Annotated in this window: 17 protein-coding genes, 1 tRNA gene and 1 pseudogene; 13 read left to right on the top strand and 6 right to left on the bottom strand. The window is 63.5% G+C overall.

The window, feature by feature from the left end; genetic code table 11:
- Nucleotides 1-231, top strand: a pseudogene (locus HHL27_RS14975) (hypothetical protein); the annotation flags it as partial.
- A 603-nt stretch (nt 232-834) separates the two neighbouring features.
- On the top strand, nt 835-2,076 hold the full coding sequence (locus HHL27_RS14970) for a tyrosine-type recombinase/integrase (protein ID WP_169494242.1): 1,242 nt from the start codon (nt 835-837) through the stop codon (nt 2,074-2,076).
- On the opposite strand, the gene HHL27_RS14965 is transcribed toward HHL27_RS14970, so the two are convergent.
- Nucleotides 2,073-2,615: a hypothetical protein gene (locus HHL27_RS14965; RefSeq protein WP_169494241.1), complete on the bottom strand. Its 543-nt coding sequence runs from the start codon at nt 2,613-2,615 to the stop codon at nt 2,073-2,075. The genes HHL27_RS14970 and HHL27_RS14965 overlap by 4 nt on opposite strands.
- Nucleotides 2,616-2,660: 45 nt before the next feature.
- Here HHL27_RS14965 and HHL27_RS14960 point away from each other — a divergent pair, with 45 nt between their 5' ends.
- The 8 genes from HHL27_RS14960 (at nt 2,661) to HHL27_RS14930 (ending at nt 7,345) form a co-directional block, all read left to right on the top strand.
- Nucleotides 2,661-4,298: a hypothetical protein gene (locus HHL27_RS14960; RefSeq protein WP_206069638.1), complete on the top strand. Its 1,638-nt coding sequence runs from the start codon at nt 2,661-2,663 to the stop codon at nt 4,296-4,298.
- Between the two features lie 92 nt (nt 4,299-4,390).
- Nucleotides 4,391-4,579 carry a helix-turn-helix domain-containing protein gene (locus tag HHL27_RS22940; protein WP_169494239.1) on the top strand — a complete coding sequence of 63 codons (189 nt, stop codon included), beginning with the start codon at nt 4,391-4,393 and terminating at the stop codon, nt 4,577-4,579.
- Between the two features lie 184 nt (nt 4,580-4,763).
- On the top strand, nt 4,764-4,967 hold the full coding sequence (locus tag HHL27_RS14950; protein ID WP_169494238.1) for a hypothetical protein: 204 nt from the start codon (nt 4,764-4,766) through the stop codon (nt 4,965-4,967).
- Nucleotides 4,964-5,254, top strand: a complete 291-nt coding sequence (locus HHL27_RS14945; protein WP_169494237.1) for a hypothetical protein — start codon at nt 4,964-4,966, stop codon at nt 5,252-5,254. The genes HHL27_RS14950 and HHL27_RS14945 overlap by 4 nt, the downstream gene beginning before the upstream one ends.
- On the top strand, nt 5,254-6,078 hold the full coding sequence (locus HHL27_RS14940) for a hypothetical protein (protein WP_169494236.1): 825 nt from the start codon (nt 5,254-5,256) through the stop codon (nt 6,076-6,078). Before HHL27_RS14945 ends, HHL27_RS14940 begins: the two co-directional genes overlap by 1 nt.
- Nucleotides 6,079-6,080: 2 nt before the next feature.
- Entirely contained in the window at nt 6,081-6,764 is a 684-nt protein-coding gene (locus HHL27_RS14935) for a hypothetical protein (protein WP_169494235.1), read from the top strand.
- Nucleotides 6,709-6,882 (top strand): hypothetical protein, encoded by a 174-nt coding sequence (locus tag HHL27_RS22935; RefSeq protein ID WP_420874067.1) that lies wholly within the window; start codon nt 6,709-6,711, stop codon nt 6,880-6,882. Before HHL27_RS14935 ends, HHL27_RS22935 begins: the two co-directional genes overlap by 56 nt.
- Before the next feature lie 49 nt (nt 6,883-6,931).
- Nucleotides 6,932-7,345, top strand: coding sequence for a type II toxin-antitoxin system PemK/MazF family toxin (locus HHL27_RS14930; protein WP_169494234.1), 414 nt, complete (start codon nt 6,932-6,934; stop codon nt 7,343-7,345).
- A gap of 228 nt (nt 7,346-7,573) precedes the next feature.
- On the opposite strand, the gene HHL27_RS14925 is transcribed toward HHL27_RS14930, so the two are convergent.
- Both HHL27_RS14925 and HHL27_RS14920 read right to left on the bottom strand, forming a co-directional pair.
- On the bottom strand, nt 7,574-8,365 hold the full coding sequence (locus HHL27_RS14925; protein ID WP_169494233.1) for a hypothetical protein: 792 nt from the start codon (nt 8,363-8,365) through the stop codon (nt 7,574-7,576).
- A gap of 426 nt (nt 8,366-8,791) precedes the next feature.
- Nucleotides 8,792-8,882, bottom strand: a tRNA-Ser gene (locus tag HHL27_RS14920).
- 128 nt (nt 8,883-9,010) lie between these two features.
- On the opposite strand from HHL27_RS14920, the gene HHL27_RS14915 reads away from it, so the two are divergent.
- Complete coding sequence (locus HHL27_RS14915; RefSeq protein WP_169494265.1) at nt 9,011-9,940, top strand: peptidylprolyl isomerase; 930 nt, start codon at nt 9,011-9,013, stop codon at nt 9,938-9,940.
- Nucleotides 9,941-9,951: 11 nt separating this feature from the next.
- Nucleotides 9,952-10,266 (top strand): DUF1905 domain-containing protein, encoded by a 315-nt coding sequence (locus HHL27_RS14910; RefSeq protein ID WP_169494232.1) that lies wholly within the window; start codon nt 9,952-9,954, stop codon nt 10,264-10,266.
- 16 nt (nt 10,267-10,282) lie between these two features.
- On the opposite strand, the gene HHL27_RS14905 is transcribed toward HHL27_RS14910, so the two are convergent.
- Nucleotides 10,283-12,373 carry a RelA/SpoT family protein gene (locus tag HHL27_RS14905; protein WP_169494231.1) on the bottom strand — a complete coding sequence of 697 codons (2,091 nt, stop codon included), beginning with the start codon at nt 12,371-12,373 and terminating at the stop codon, nt 10,283-10,285.
- Between the two features lie 118 nt (nt 12,374-12,491).
- Here HHL27_RS14905 and HHL27_RS14900 point away from each other — a divergent pair, with 118 nt between their 5' ends.
- A complete protein-coding gene (locus tag HHL27_RS14900) occupies nt 12,492-13,694 on the top strand; it encodes a glycosyltransferase family 87 protein (protein WP_240959833.1) in 1,203 nt (400 codons plus the stop codon).
- Here the strand turns inward: HHL27_RS14900 and HHL27_RS14895 are convergent.
- Nucleotides 13,672-14,316, bottom strand: coding sequence for a GNAT family N-acetyltransferase (locus HHL27_RS14895; protein ID WP_169494263.1), 645 nt, complete (start codon nt 14,314-14,316; stop codon nt 13,672-13,674). The genes HHL27_RS14900 and HHL27_RS14895 overlap by 23 nt on opposite strands.
- A 983-nt stretch (nt 14,317-15,299) precedes the next feature.
- On the bottom strand, nt 15,300-16,220 hold the full coding sequence (locus tag HHL27_RS14890; protein ID WP_169494230.1) for a LysR family transcriptional regulator: 921 nt from the start codon (nt 16,218-16,220) through the stop codon (nt 15,300-15,302).
- Between the last annotated feature and the right edge of the window lie 82 nt (nt 16,221-16,302).

Genomic DNA, 16,302 nt, shown 5'->3' with positions numbered 1-16,302 from the left:
GAGGCGGTCACCAGCCCGGAAATCTATTTCGGCTCGGACTACAAGGTCGGCGTGAATCCCTGCTCACCTGACCAGATGTATCTGTTCGCGAACGTGAAAATGCCCGGCAATCCCCATATTCCCTATGACGAGTTGCTGCCCCGGATGCGCGAACTGCTTCCTCCGCTCGCCGGCACGATCAGGACCGTGCACGACGAGCTGAGCGTGCGCTCCTTGCGTTCTCCTGCTTAAGGCCCCCCCCCCGATTGCGGCCGGTTCAGGCAACGGTGAAATACGCGCCAATTTTAAGCCCGATCACACGCACCGCTTCCAAGCCACCTTCTGTAGAAGGTACCGCGGTTGAGCGGACTGGCCCGCATCTCTCACCACCTTTCGAAAGTGCGCGCACCGGTATCACAGTTCGATTGTCCAGTGGAATTTGGGCGTCCTCGAAACTTTCCTTTATTTTCAAAGCGTAGCGTACTCAAAAACAAAATTTTACCTGACATTTCCTGACAAAATTGGACAAAATTGGACATTCTCTGCTCCGGAGACACGCGCCGAGGCCCGCGGAATCGCACGGTTGGTAGCCGTGTTTCTCTGGTTCGCTGAAATTCCAGGACTGCTTGGCGGAGCGGGAGTCCGCCTAACTAGCGTCCAGCCGCATCCGAATACCTCCACGATAACGGCTAAAATAGGCGAATTTGGTGGGGCCTGCACGTTCGCTTGTCCGAATGCGTCCCGTTGCGTTCCCATAAAACCGCGCTATTATCGGGGAACAGTTTTGGGAACGCGGTGCCGCGACGCCATTGGGGCAGTCTAGGGGCAGGTTCGGTTCCCTGACAGGGAGCTATAATGCCCAAGAAGCTCAGCAACGTGCTCACGCCCTTGGCGGTGAAGAATGCAAAGCCCGGTCGCCATGCCGATGGTGGCGGGCTGCATTTGCTGGTGAAGGAAAGCGGTGCCCGATCATGGGTCTATCGATTCATGCTCAGCGGCAAGTCGCGGGACATTGGTCTTGGCGCGGCTGGACCGGACGGCATTCCCTTGTCGCAAGCCCGCGATGCCCGAGACGCGCTGCGCCTCAAGGTCAAGGCGGGGATTGATCCCCTTGAGGAACGCCAGCGGGAGGCCGCTGAGGCCCTTGCAGCGGCTCAGGCGGCACAAGTCGCCGGAATGACGTTCAAGGCCGTGGCGGAAACCTACATCGGCGCGAATGAGGGAAGCTGGCGCAATGACAAGCATCGCCAGCAATGGAAGAACACGCTCGCCACTTACGTCTATCCCGTGATCGGGGAGTTGCCCGTTGCCGAGGTCGGAACTGCGCACGTCCTGAAAATCCTTGAGCCGATCTGGAAAACAAAGGCCGAGACTGCCAGCCGCGTGCGCGGTCGCATGGAAACCATCCTCGATGCCGCCAAGGCGCGGGGATACCGGGAGGGCGAAAATCCTGCCCGGTGGCGCGGCCATATCGCGCAAATCCTGCCTGTCCGGTCCCGGCTCACACGTGGCCACCACAGGGCCATGCCCTATGAAGCGATCCCGGTATTCGTCGGCGCGCTGCACAAGCGGGAGGCCATCGCGGCGCTGGCGCTGGAATTTACGATCCTGACCGCTGCCCGCACCGGGGAGGTGATCGGCGCGAAGTGGGATGAGGTCGATTTGGAGAAGGCAATCTGGACGATCCCTGCCAGCCGCATGAAGGCGGGCAAGGAACATCGCGTGCCCCTGTCGCCGCGCGCGGTGGAGATTTTGAAGGCCACGCAAGGGCTGCGCAAGGAATGGCTGTTCCCGGCGACCAAGGGCGGGAAAATGTCCGGCATGGCCATGGCCATGCTGCTTCGCCGGATGAAAGTTGACGTGACTGTGCACGGCTTCCGCTCGGGCTTCCGCGACTGGTCCGCCGAATGCACCGGCTATGCCCACGAGGTTGCGGAAATGGCCTTGGCGCACACTATCGAGAACAAGGTGGAGCGGGCCTATCGGCGCGGCGACCTGTTCGACAAGCGGCGGCGGCTCATGGATGATTGGGCCACCTATTGCGCCACGATCCCGGCGGCTGGTGCTAACGTCACGCCTATACGAACTGCGGTCTAGCCAGCGGTGGCAATTTCCTCCCTGAGTCTTTCTGCCCCAACGTCGGCATCATCTTGTTGTATAAATCCACGCTCAACCATCATTCGCTGCGCTTCGTGAAAAAGCGCCTTTCGAGCGGTGCCGCGTCCGCTCAAAACCCCGCGATAGGTGTGGAAGTGGCCGCTCCCCAAATCTCGACCACAGAGATTCACGATCAGGTTTAGCGCAACATGCAACGGCGGCAACCCATCAACGATAACCTGCCGCTTGACCGTTTCGGCATTGGAATAAAGCGCATCAATTGCAGCTTGGGCAATCTCCGAAAACGAGAGATTGTTGCCAAGCGGGCCGTCATTCAAACTGCTGATGGCATACGCAACGTCGCGGACTTCTTTTGCAGAAAACAAACTGCGGAGTATCGACATTTCGCCGCCTTTCAATTGATCCAGGGTCGGTGCAGAGGATTCACAATAGCGTCCATCACTCTGCTTGAGGACTTTGCGCTTCGCTACCATATTTCGGCGGGGATAGGACGGCCATCCGACAAGCGCGCTTCCCACGTGCTTCCCCGCCCACCTTTGGGGAGCCGCTAGGGAGGCGGTTGTATGGCAACGCATGGGGGCAGTGTCCGCCCCAATTCAATATCTTGCCGGGATGCGATCCGCGAATTGCACCAGCGCGTCAAAGCTGCGGTGCCTGATGCCGATCCCGCGCCATGGCTCGATGTTTCGCCCGTCCTTATCGAAATGTTTTCCGAGGACGATGAAGTCGCATTTGTCCGCCGAAAGAAGATGGAAGATCGTTCCATGCTTGTGTTGCAGCGAGGCCTGCTCGCGGGCGCGGTGCGGGCGCATTTCAGCGACGGATTGGAATCCCGCGATGTTCCGGGCTGGGCATGGGTAGGGGCAGAGCGGAATGAGCATGTCTGGTTTGAGGGGCGTTTGCCCTTGGACGTGTTCCTGCCGGACGAATGGCAGCGCTGGTCATGTCACTCGGTATATCTGGACCGCGACGCTTTCACGAAGTGGATGGATAGCCAACCCTTGCATGATCCCGCCGACTTGCCCGCACTCCCGCTCCCGTATGATGCCCAATCGAAGCCGGAGCCGGTCAAGAAACGGCTTCCCTCGGATGCGCCGTTTGTCACGCTGTCCGAGGCATTGACGTGGATCGCATTCGGCTTTGCGCTGGACCGTGACAGCCTCGACCGCGCAATTTCCGGAAACGCCTTCGATGCAACCGATCCTCAGGCAGCGCTTTCCGATGCCATTGCTAGGCTGGCAATCCGGGCAAGCGGTGGCCAAATCGCGGCGCGCGGCAAGTATGTGGAAAGCAATTCGACTGACGAAAGCAAGGTGCTCACTGCTCCGATTGACCCGGTGCGATTTGAGGATTTTGCTCAATTCGACATTCTCTATGACGGCTTGCGATACGGCACGGGCGTGACTTGGAACAAGGAAGGTAGCGCCCTTGAACGAGTGTTGCAGGATCGCAGGGACGCGTTCCGCTCGGTCAAGGTTAGCCGCGCCGACCTATTGAAGCTGTTTCCCGATCAGGACGATACGGCGCGGGCGTTCTTTGTCCCGTTACCAGCGGCATTGCCTGAGATTGGCACCGTCATGCCGCTGGACGAAGCGTTGTCATGGCTGGCGCATGGCAAGCCGTCACACGACATTGAGATTTGGCAGAATGCTGCTGGCGATTTGATTTTTCGCGATCCAAGTGGCGCAGTAATCGAGCCGCGCGTGGATGGCTCTCCCCCGCCGTTCATGGAGACGTATCGCCAAGCCAGCCGCACCCTCCACGGCGCGCTACGGGAGGGCAGTTTGCCAGCCTATGTTGCGCCGACGAATGGCGGTCCGCTGCTTGTGCCTCGGTTCTATTGGAATGGCGTAAACCCGGAAAGCCTGCACCACGTCTATCGCGGGATGGCACCTGCGGATCATGGCGCGGGATGCCCCATTCTACTGTCGCGACTGGCATTTGGTGACTGGCGAGCGGCAATGGCAGCTTCCCCAAGTGCATTTGTTGATCGTGCGCCATCTGTGAAGGCGGGCCGTCCGCCGAGCGATGACGAGATTCTGGCCAAGGCGGATGAAATGAAAGCTCGCGGTTTGGATGGACGGACAATTGCCAAAAGGATGCGGCTTGAGCCGGGCTTTGCTAACGTAGCGACTACGACAGTGAGGTACTTAATAAAGGGACGGTGGAAGCCTGCCGGGAGGCCCAAAAAGGACGCATGAAAACCGGCATACCCTTCCGCACATGGGCAATTTGCTGCGGATTTTTCAGTGTCGCTTGATTGCCTCGGTTCAAACCAAACCGAGGTAATCCAATGCAATCCGTCAAGCACGATCCCCCGAAGATCGGTTACAGCATTCGGGAAGCCTGTCAGGCGTCCAGCCTTGGCAGGACCACGCTCTACAATCACATTTCGGCTGGTCGCCTTCGCGCTGTTCGCGTCGGTGGCAGGACGATTATTCCGGCAGAGGCTTTGCACGCCCTGATTGCGGGGGAGGCTTGAGCCATGCCCCTGAAAAGCAAAACCCCGGCTGGCACCGGGGCTTCGCGCAATCAACTTGGTGGCTGGTTGCGTACCCCCTCTACCGCATCGGATTGGCAGGCTCAAACGCTTTCCTCCCGTTTCTGCCTCTCGCCATGGATGGCGCGGGATATGGCGCGGCTCTGCTTTGGGGAGGGCCGTTGCAATGACTAATCGCCCCTTCCCCGATCACCGCGCAGCGGCCCTTGCCCTGCTTAACGGCAATTATCGGCTCAGCCGTAAGGCCGGGCAATTCCTTGGCCAGCTTGCCGTCGATTCCACGCCCATGAGCAAAGCGCAGGCCGATTGGCTTGCGAAACTGCTGGACCGCGCGGGCTTACCGCCGTTGGCAGAGGAGGGCGCGGCATGAGCACCTATCCCAATGCACCGGGGCACCGGAATGTGGAAACCTCGATTGCCGCTGCCGATGCCCTTGCGCCTAAGCTGGGGCGGCTCCAGCGCATGGCAGAGGGCGCAATCCGCGATGCTGGCGCGCGTGGTCTGACTGCAGATGAACTGGCGGCACGGCTCGATATGGACCGCTGGTCTATCCAGCCGCGCACCAGCGAATTGAGACGCAAGGGACTTATCCGTGACAGCGGGCAGCGCAGGCCGAATAGCACCGGCAAGCTGGCCATTGTCTGGATTGCCGCGTGATGGCCACTGCCGTTGCTTCGCGCATTCCGCGCGCGCGCGACGGCAGCGCTTTGAAACTCCACCGGGATTGCGGTTTCGGTGGAGTTTCAATTGCACCGCTCCATCCGCAGTCACCAGCAAATCCGCCGGTTGCTCGAACTGGCACGGCGCTTGCGATTAATTACCTTACCTCTGGTGTGGCAGCCCTTTCCGCTAGCACCAATGGCAGAGGTGGCGCGCGCAACCGTGCCGACCGGGAGAGCCATGCACTGACAGCCGCTCAGATTGGCAATCTCAAGGCCGCTGAGCGCCACGCCGAAAAAATCGGGCTGCCCTTTACCCGCATGATCTCGATTCACTGGCAGGCCGCTGGAGTGCCCTTGGCGGGCATGGCGAAGGCCACCTACCGCTTTACCGATCTGCTGACGAAGGCGCTGGCCCGGCATGGCAGCCGCACGGCGTGGCTCTGGACGCATGAAAACGTCCCCGGCAACACCCATGACAAGGGCGGGCACTGTCACTTGCTCATACATGTACCTGCCGATCTCGTGCCCATTGTTACGGCGCTACAGCGGGGCTGGCTTCGCCGGATCACCGGGCAGCCTTATCGGGCGCGCGTGATCCACAGCAAACCGATAGGCGGGCGGCTGGGGCTGGAGACGGGCAATCCCGATCTCCACGCCATCAATCTGGGGGCGGCGCTTACCTATGTCCTGAAGGGGGCAAGCCATGATGCCGCGCAACAATTCAACCTGGAGCGGCTGGAGCCGGGCGGGCGCGTTATCGGCAAGCGTTGCGGAACCTCTCAAAACATTGGCGCGAAGGCGCGCAAGACAAAGGGATGATTATGGCAAAGGGCAAGAAAGCCGATGATGGCATGAAACCTGAAAACGTCCTGACCGTGGAGCAAACACCCACGGAAACCGGCGCGAGAGCGATGGCACGCAAGCTGCTACAGCCTCAACTGCGCAACGCGGCGACTGCCTCAACATTCGCCATGAAGGTGCTGGGCGATGACGTCGAAAAGCCCGGTATCATGGACTTCCTCGACCACGTGCAAAAGGCGACGGTGAAAGCAGAGAGCGGCGATCTGGCGATTGCCAGCGCGATGCTTGCCTCACAAGCGGTCACGCTCGACGCGATGTTTACTGAACTGGCCCGGCGCGCGGCGGTCAATATGGGCGAATACATCAACGCTGCCGAGCGGTACGGGCGCTTGGCGCTGAAGGCTCAGAGTAATTGCCGGGCAACCTTGGAGGCATTGGCGAAGCTACACCAGCCGCGCGAGCAAACCGTGCGCCACGTGCATGTGAATGAGGGCGGGAAGGCCGTCATTGCCGATCAATTCCACCATCACGCCGGGGGAGCGGAAAATGGAAAAGTCGCCGATCAATCCCATGCAGCCGGAGCGGCTGGCACAAGCCCCTCGCTGTCTTGCCCGGACGCGTTTGGGAACGGAGTGCCAATCCCCAGCCGTGAAAGGGCGGAAGCGGTGCCGTATGCACGGGGGCACGAATCCGGGTGCGCCTGAGGGGAATTGCAACGCACGGAAGCATGGCGGGCGGTCTGCCGAGGCGATGGCGGCGGCTCGATACCTGAGGGAGATTGCGCGGCTGGTGCAGGAAACCGGCAAGGTGTTCAATCAATAGGGACAGGGCAATTGGCAGATTGGCGGCAGCGCGTTAGGCGTCGTTCAATATGGCGTTACCCTATCATCCCCGCCCCGGAACTATCGTCGTTTGTGATTACGCCAAAGGCGGTTTTCGACCGCCGGAAATGGCCAAACGCAGGCTTGCGGTAACAGTGTCGCCAAAACTGAAGCGCCGGAATGACCTTGTAACTGTTGTTCCGCTTTCGGCCACCCCACCGTCGCCCGTGGAGGCGTGGCACGTTGCCCTAGAACTGGCTGTGCCGGACCCTTGGGGCGACGTGCCTCGATGGGCAAAATGCGACATGGTGGCGACCGTTGGATATGATCGGCTGGATTTGCCTCACTTCCGACACCACGTTACCGGCTCTAGGCAGTATTGGCAGCATGAACTTTCCGCCGAGCTTGTCGCCGAATTGCGGCGTGCCGTCGCCAGCGCGCTCGGCATCGTCATTGCAGGTTAAGCATTATCGGATTATATGCACAGTGTTCCTGCGCTGCCGAAAGGCATCAGGCTTAAGTCCAAGGAAACTTGGCATGACCCTCGGCGATAACAAGCAGGGGGTCCGTTCCGGCCCCGAGACCCTTTGGTTTCGGGGCCGTTTTCGTTTTGGCGCACTCCGCCCGCGCCTATCTGCGTTGCCTCGACACCTGAGCGGGATTCTGCGGCTGGTTCGGGAAGTGCCCCGCGCCTAACCTTTGTGTTTCGCTAGCGTCGCTTGGAAGGTGTGAACCTCATCCCCGGTTCGCACCTCTATGGTGATCGGCACCGGTGCCTTGCTGGACCGAACCGTCGATGGAATCATATACTGGACGATGCCCCCAAAGGCCTGCCCAGGATCAACGGTGGTCATTTTCATTATCTGAGCCAAGTCCTCGCGCCTTGCGGCTTGGCCCAATTGCATCGCCTGTAGGTCGCGCTGGTTTTGCTCATTGGCGACCGACTGCGCAGCAAAGGCAGCGCCAGCATTGTAGCCCGAATAGGTCGCCGTCCCGTAGCTGTTGGCGGTGTATGGCGTGGACCCGAAAGACCCGTAGGTATTTCCGGAGTAGGTCGCTGAGCCATAGCTATAACCGGCTTGGCTGGCCTGCATGTTCCGGCCAGCGGCGGCCAGTCCGACCGCGAGCGCTTGCCACGCTTCCCGACGCTTCTCTTGCTTGAGCAAGTCCTGATAGGTGAGCATCGCAATGGTCGTGCCGTCCTGCATTTTGACCGTGATGCTTTCGGGTCCGAAATTGAACGGCTTTCCGCTGTTGTTCACGACATAGACGCGGAAGCCGCCTTGCTTGGGAGTCTGCTGCCGAGGTTCCAATATGCGGACGGAACTTGTCGGCGTTGCATCGTCCACGGCTTCCCGGCCATCTTCAAATCGTGAAGTTTGCTCAGGCTTGGCGGTCACGTCCAAAACGTATTCCGCCGCCATTGCCGGTGCGCTGATAGACGCGACGGCGAATATCGACGTTGCAAGAATGCCCCGTTCCATGTGATTCCCCCTGTAGCGTCCACGATACTATGGCGGGGGCAATCCATCGGCAACATTTGTAGCCAGTCGATATTGATTGGTCTGCATTGCCCGGTTTTCCGCGCTTTCAGTCATATCCAAATCACAAGTCACTTTTGACTGAGAAGCTGCCACCGCTCGAAACCCGCACAATCCAGCCATTTCCAGCCGCGATTTGTCGCGTTCGGTGTGTGTGTGTATGGGTTTCCAGCTTCCACGGCTGGCACCGGCATGGCTGCCCGATTAGCATGACGGACGCTAGCCCCGCCCCTGTTAAAAAGTGTTGAGGCCCGTGCCGAATGAGCGAATCCAGCCGCTGGCGTTCGCCTCAAGCGCAGCGCCTATCGGGGAGCGGTTATGGGAACCGGCGGCATAGCTTGAATTTAATCCAGGAAAATCAATGGCCGGTGGCGGAGCGGGAGGGATTCGAACCCTCGATACGCTTTTGACGTATACTCACTTTCCAGGCGAGCGCCTTCGACCACTCGGCCACCGCTCCGCACGAGCCTGATCGGTTCGTGACCTGCACGGACCGTGAATCAGGCGACCATCCAATCGCACTGGAACGGCGCCCCTAGCCGCACGGCGGCGCTTTCGCAAGGGCGCGAAGGCTGGCACAAGCGTTTCATGCACAAGCCGCTTCTTGCCGCCGCCCTGCCCCTGCTGGCCGCCCTCGCCCCGACCCTCGCCGCCGCCGCGCCCGCTAGCGAGCCCAAGCCGCTCGCCCCGCTCGAAATCGTTGGCCAGGCGCCCGTCGCAGACTGGAGCGCGATCGCGCCGGCCGACCTGCTCGTCATGGACCTCGCCCCCGATGCGGCGGGCAAGCCCCGGCGGGTGGTGATCCAGCTGCTGCCGGCGCCCTTCTCGCAAGGGTGGATCGGCAACATCCGCACGCTCGCCGCCGCGCGCTGGTGGGACGGCACCAGCATCAACCGCGTGCAGGACAACTACGTCGTGCAATGGGGCGATGCCGATGGCGAGGATGCCGCGAAGGCGAAGGCGTTGCCGCAGGGGCTGCTGGTGGTGCCGCAGGACCAGTACACCGCCAAGGCCGCCCCGGAGGGCTGGGCCAACGCCCAGCGTGACGCCTATGCTGCCGGGACTGGCGTCGTACTGGGATGGCCGGTTTCCTATGCACCGGGTGGCGTCGCGCCCGTCCACTGCTACGGCACCGTCGGCGTCGGCCGCAACATGCCGCCAGACACCGGTACCGGCGCCGAACTCTACGCCGTGATCGGGCACGCGCCGCGCCAGCTCGATCGCAACATCGCCGTCGTCGGCCGGGTGATCGAAGGGATCGAGCACCTCTCCAGCCTGCCGCGCGGCACGGGCGATCTCGGCTTCTACAAGACCGCCGCCGAACGCACCCCCATCCGCGCCATCCGCCTCGGCACCGACGTGCCCGATCTGCCGCGCTATCAGTACCTCTCTACGGAAAGCGCCAGTTTCGCCCGCTATGCCGATGCGCGCGCCAACCGGCGCGATCCGTTCTACATCCGCCCGGCGGGCGGCGCCGACATCTGCAATATCCCCGTCCCCGTCCGCCGCGTGCCGTGAACCTGCCTGCCATGGACGAACTGCATGCATTGTCGCCGCCGCTGTGGCGCTGGACCGGCGGCAACGGCGGTGACTGGTTCTTCGTCACCATCGACGGCGCGGCGGGTGAAGCGCTCAGCGCCACCGCGCTGATGCGCCGGCTCGAAACCGGCCGCCGCGCCGGCTGGGGCTCGGTCAAGGTCGCAATCGAGGTGGGCGAAAGCCGCTGGTCGACTTCGGCCTTCCCGTCGAAGGACACCGGCTGGATCGTGCCGATCAAGGCCGCCGTGCGCCGCGCCGAAGCGCTTGCCGAAGGCGCGCCCGTGCCTTTGACGCTGCGGATCTAAGCCGCAGCGCGCCGCGTCAAATTCGCTCGGCCTGCGCCACGGCGTCGCTGGCGCGCAGCGCGCTGATGATCCGCGTCAGGTGCGCCAGATCGCGAACTTCCAGGTCTACCTCATAGGTATGAAACGGATTTTCGCGCTGCGTCATCTCCAGGTTGACGACGTTAGCGTGGTTCTTGGCGAAGATGCCGGCCATTTCGGCCAGCGTGCCCGGGCGGTTGTACAGCTCGGCGCGCAGGCGGCCGATCGCGCCGTCGGTGCGCGCATCCCAGCTAAGGTCGATCCAGTCGGCATCGACCCCGTCGGCCAGGCTCATGCAGTCGATCGCATGGACCTCCACGCCGCGCCCCGGCCGGCGCAGGCCGACGATGCGGTCGCCCGGCACCGGGTGGCAGCATTCGGCCAGCTGGAACGCCATGCCCGGGGTCAGCCCGCGCACGGCGATGGCGCGCTGCTGCTTGGGCCATTCCTCGCTCGCCGGCAGGTTCGCCGCGCTGCCCGGCACCAGCGCTTCCATCACCGCGCGGTCATCCAGCTTGGCCGAACCGATGGCGACCATCAGGTCCTCTTCCGAAGCCAGCTTCAGCCGCTTCACCGCATCGGCCAGCGCCTTCTTGCCGATCTTCGAAGGCAGCCGCTCGGCAATCTCCTCATAGAGCTTGCGCCCGATCGCGGCGATCTCGGCGCGCTCCTTCTGGCGCACGAAGCGGCGGATCGCGGCGCGCGCCTTCCCCGTGACGACGAAGCCCAGCCACGACAATTGCGGCTCGGAATTGCGGCTCTTGATGATCTCGACCACGTCGCCATTGGCGATCGCGGTGCGCAATGGCACGTGGCGGCCGTTGATCTTCGCCCCCACCGCCTGCGCGCCCAGGTTGGTGTGCACGGCAAAGGCGAAGTCGATCGGCGTCGCGCCCTTGGGCAGCTGGAACAGCGCGCCCTTGGGGGTGAAGGCGAAGATGCGATCCTGGTAGATCGCCATCTTGGTATTCTCGAGCAGTTCCTCGGCATCGTGGCTCGCATCGAGGATCTCGACCAGGTCGCGCAGCCAGCCCACCTGCCCATCGGGCCGCCCGCCCTGCTTGTAGGCCCAGTGCGCGGCGAGCCCGTACTCGTTGAGCCGGTGCATCTCCTTCGTCTTTATCTGAACTTCCACGCGCATCGCATTGCTGTAGATCAGCGCGGTGTGCAGCGAACGGTAGCCGTTCATCTTCGGCGTGGAGATATAGTCCTTGAACCGCCCGGGGATCATCTGCCAGGCCCGGTGGAGCACGCCCAGCGCCTTGTAGCAATCGTCCTCGCTGTCGGTCAGCACCCGGAACGCCATGATGTCGGTGATCTGTTCGAAGCTGACGTGCCGTTCGGCCATCTTCTTCCAGATCGAATAGGGGTGCTTTTCGCGTCCCGAAACTTCAACCTTCATGCCAGCTTCGGCCAGCACCTGCTTGATCTGCAGGGCAATGGCGTCAACCTGCGCGCCTTCCTCACTGCGGATCGCGGCGAGCCGGCCAGTGATCGTGGCATAGGCTTCGGGCTCCAGCTGCTCGAACGCCAGCAGCTGCATCTCGCGCATGTATTCGTACATGCCCACGCGCTCGGCCAGCGGCGCGTAGATATCCATAGTCTCGCGCGCGATGCGCCGGCGCTTGTCCTCGCTCTTGATGAAGTGCAGCGTGCGCATGTTGTGCAGCCGGTCGGCCAGCTTGACCAGCAGCACGCGCAAGTCCTCGCTCATCGCCAGCAGGAACTTGCGCAGGTTCTCGGCCGCGCGCTCGTTCTCCGTCATCGTCTCGATCTTGGAGAGCTTGGTCACCCCGTCGACCAGTCGCGCGACATCGCCGCCGAACAGCCGCTCGATCTCGTCGGTGGTCGCGAGCGTGTCTTCGACGGTGTCGTGAAGCAGCGCGGTTACAATGGTTTCCTGGTCAAGCTTCAGCTCGGTCATGAGGCCCGCGACCTCGACCGGATGCGAGAAGTAGGGGTCCCCCGAAGCGCGCTTCTGGGTGCCGTGCTTCTGCACGGTGTAGACATAGGCGCGGTTCAGCATCGCCTCGTCCGCATCGGGAGCATAGGCGAGCACACGTTCGACAAGTTCGTACTGACGGAGCATCTGGCCCTTAAAATGGAGGCAAAGCCCCCGCTTCCGCAAGGGAAAAGGCGGGCAAAAGGCTTTGTTTACCCCTTGTTTGCCATAAACGCCGGCAACCAGCGGCAATCCAGAGCGATCCTTGACGTCACCCCGTGCCATCCCTGCCCAGCCCGCCGCGCCGTCCGCCGCACCCCTGGCCGCGCTGCGCTCGCTTGCGTTCCTGAACCTTGGCCGGGTGCGCGCCTATGGCCTGATGATCGCGCTCGCCTACCTGCCGATGCTCGCCAAGGTCTATGTCGAGGCGACCGGCCATATCGGCAGCGATTTCCTCGCCTTCTGGGGCGCGGGCAAACTCGTTGTGGCGGGCACGCCTGCCCGGGTTTACGATATCGCCGCCGAACAGGCGGTGCAGGCGCTTTCGGGCACCGGGCAGCTCGTCGTCTTCGTCAATCCGCCGCCCTACCTGTTCGTCGCCGCGCCGCTCGGCCTGCTGCCCTATGCCAGCGCCTGGGTGGCATGGGTGATCGCGGGCTGGGCCGCCTGGTTCCTGCTCTGCCGACGCCTGCTGCCCGAAGCGCCCATCGCCGTGCTCGCCTTTCCCGGCGCCTATCTCGCGGCGAGCCATGCGCAGAACGGCTTCCTCACCGCGCTGCTGCTGATCGGCGGCTGCCTCGCCCTGCCGCGCCGTCCGCTGCTGGCGGGCGCGCTGCTGGGCGCACTTATCGTCAAGCCGCACCTTGCGCTGCTGGTGCCGTTCTGGCTCGCCGCCGGGCGCAAATGGAGCGCCTTTGCCGCTGCCGCCGCGAGCGCCATCGCGCTGTGCCTGGCCAGCTGGCTGGTATTCGGCAGCGTCACCTGGCTCGCCTATCCCGAAAGCTTCAAGGCCAGCGCCACGCTGATGGCCGATGACAGCGGCCCGTTCTTCCTGCGCATGGCGACCGTCTATGCCGGCCTTCGCTACCATTTCGACGCCACCACCGCGCTTGTCGGGCAGGGCTTCGTCACCATTGCGACCGGCGCGCTCACCTGCCTGTACTGGCGTCACGCCAGGGACGATCGCGCCGCCGGGGCCATGCTGCTCGCCGCCACCGCGCTAGCCTCGCCTTACCTCTTCTCCTACGATCTCGCCTTCCTCGCCCTGCCGGTGTTCTGGCTGGTGGGCGAAGCACGGCGCGAAGGCTGGCGGCCGTGGGAAAAGCTCGCGCTCGTCGCGCTATGGCTCGCCCCTCTCGCCACGCGCGCGGCGGCGCTGCCACTGCACCTCAACCTGATGCCGCTCGCCTCTGCGGCGCTGGTCTGGATGGTCTGGCGGCGCGGCGTCAGGCCACCGGCACGGGCCTGAGCACCGGCTGCTGCGGCGCGCTGTCTTCGGGCAGCACGCCGGCAAGGCGCGGATCGGGGAAGATCTCGACATAGCGGGCGAAGGGCACGAACCCCTGCCCCATGTAGAACGGCAGCGCCTGCGGCCCGTCGAGCGTGCAGGTGTGCACCCACACCCGTTCCACGCCCGATGCCCAGGCCAGCTGCAGCGCGCGGCGCATCAGCCACTTGCCCAGCCCCTTGCCCGTCGCACCCTTGACCAGCCCGAAGAAAGCGATCTCGCATTCGCCCGCCACCCGGAAATCAAGCTCGAGCATGCCGACCTCGACACCCGCGCGGTCGGCCACGGCAAAGACCTGCACCTGCGGATCGTGAATGATCGCGGTCAGCTCCTCGTCGCTTTTCGCCAGGCGCGACCACCAGATCCACGGCGACCCGACCCGGGCATAGAGCATCCGGTACTTCGCCGGCGCCGCCGCTTTCCACCGCACGAGTTGCAACGGCACCTCCGGCTCGGGCACCAGACGCCGCAATCCCTCGGGCGGCGCCCGCATCTCGAGCGCGGTCACCACGCAGGCAAGATCTCCCGGCGCCACGGCGTGATAGCCGGACGCCAGCGGTTGAGTATGGTCAGGCACGATCATGTGCAGCGCCATGCAACATTTGCCCAGCGGAGGGTAGAGGACCTGTCCAAAGAAGAGAGCGATCCTTCGACAAGCTCAGGATGGGCGGGGGTAAGCGTGGCGCCGACCTCCGCCCATAGTGTCATCCCAGCGAAGGCTGGGATCGCTGGCCGCCAAGCGCTTCCCAACCGTTCCGCAAACCGCCAGCGATGCCAGCCTACGCTGGCATGACGAGCCCGGAAGCAGACCACACCCCCTCCCCCCACACCGCCTGCCCTGAGCCTGTCGAAGGGCCGCCCTTGTTCTTTCAGGCGCAACAGCGAGACAGCACCCAACACCCCCCCAAAGCGCTGGCCTAGCGTCGGAAGACCTCCCGGGAGCGCGAGGGGGTGACCCCCTCGCATCTGTCTCTTCCTACCCAACCTTGACAAAACGTACCATATAGGTTATATGCCCGCCCACGGACCGGGAGCGGCATGGCCGGCTTGCTCTTCGCTCCTTCGGGCCAATCTCCACGCAGGGAAAGGCCCGACGCGACCGGCGCGGGTCGGCGCTGCGGGAGCCGCATTCCTCTCGGGGGATACGGCAGAGAGGGCGTTAAGCCCCAAGTCCCTCAGGGCAACCCAATGCCACTGCAACGGACGGGCGGATGTGGTGCGGTAGTTCAACCGCGTGTATGCGCTCTTGCGAGTCCGGTTCCAGTCCGGTCCGGCCCTTCATGCGGCCGCGACCAATCCCGGAACTTATCCTCGCGGGACTTATCGCTACGGACCGGGCCGCCTTGCGAGCCGCCGCCCGGGTTTCGAGCCCCCGTCCGAATTCAGGCTGAGCCGATCCGGGATAGCCAACGCCCCGCCGGCCACTCGCCACAGCGTTCCTCTTGCCCTCCACGCGCAGCGCCACGCATGGCGCCCGCGCCGGTCGCGCAGGTCCGTACACTTCCCAAAGGCGTTATCGTCCGGGCTCGCCGCCGGATGCTTTCTCATGCGCAGGCAGCGCGCGCTTCAGACCGGCCGCTTGCCCTCGTGCGACTTGCACAGCACGGTCGAGGCGATGAATTCGTCGAGCAGCCACTGCGCGGCGGGTCCGGGCGGCAGGTCGCGCCGCCAGATGCCCCAAAACCCGTAGAGCCCTTCGGTGCTGTCAGGCATGATCAGCCGGACCAGCGCGCCCGATTGCAAATCGCCTTCCACCATGTGCATCGGCATGTTGCCCCAACCGATCCCTTCCTTCAGCAGCGCGTGTTTTGCCGAAAGATCGGCCAGACGCCAGGTCTTGGGGCTGACCACCGAAAAGTCGCGCCCTTCGGTAAAGCGCGACCGGTCGGACAGGACGAGCTGCGTGTAATCGCGGGCGGCACCGGCCGGGATCGGATCCATCCGGGCGAGCGGGTGGTCCGGCGCCGCCACCGGCACCATCAGCGCCTGCCCTGCGGCGATCCGTTCGACCCCTTCGGTGATCGGGCCGGAAATGCCCACCGTCGCCTTGCCGTCGAGCACCATGGCGGTCACCGCGCCGAGCGCTTCGACATGGAGGCGCAGCTGCACGGTGGGGAAGGCCCGGGCGAATTCGCGCAGCACTTTGCCCAGGCGATCGGACGGCACCATCACGTCGACCGCCACGTCGATCTCGGCCTCCAGCCCGTCGAGCAGGCCCTTCACTTTCGCGCGCAGGCCATCGAACCCCGCCGCGATCGCCCGCGCCTCGGCCAGCAGCGATCGTCCCGCCGTGGTCAGCGTCGGCTTGCGCGTGCCTTCGCGGTCGAACAGCATGACGCCAAGCTGCGCTTCGAGGTTGGCGATGCCGTAGCTGATCACCGATACCGCGCGGTTGAGCTTGCGCCCCGCCGCGGCAAAGCTGCCGGTATCGACGATGGCCAGGAAGATGCGGAGCTGGTCAAAGGTCGGCGTGCCGGGATTGGCCATCAGATCGTTCCACTTTATCGAACATTTCGCATCATTTTATCCCCCTGATCAGAAATGCGCGCAAGGCCTATCTGGGGTTCAA

Origin of the sequence: Novosphingobium olei (assembly GCF_012927405.1) — a bacterium.
GTDB lineage: Bacteria > Pseudomonadota > Alphaproteobacteria > Sphingomonadales > Sphingomonadaceae > Novosphingobium > Novosphingobium olei.
Note: the sequence above shows the minus strand (reverse complement) of the source record. Positions and strands in the feature narration are given on the sequence as shown.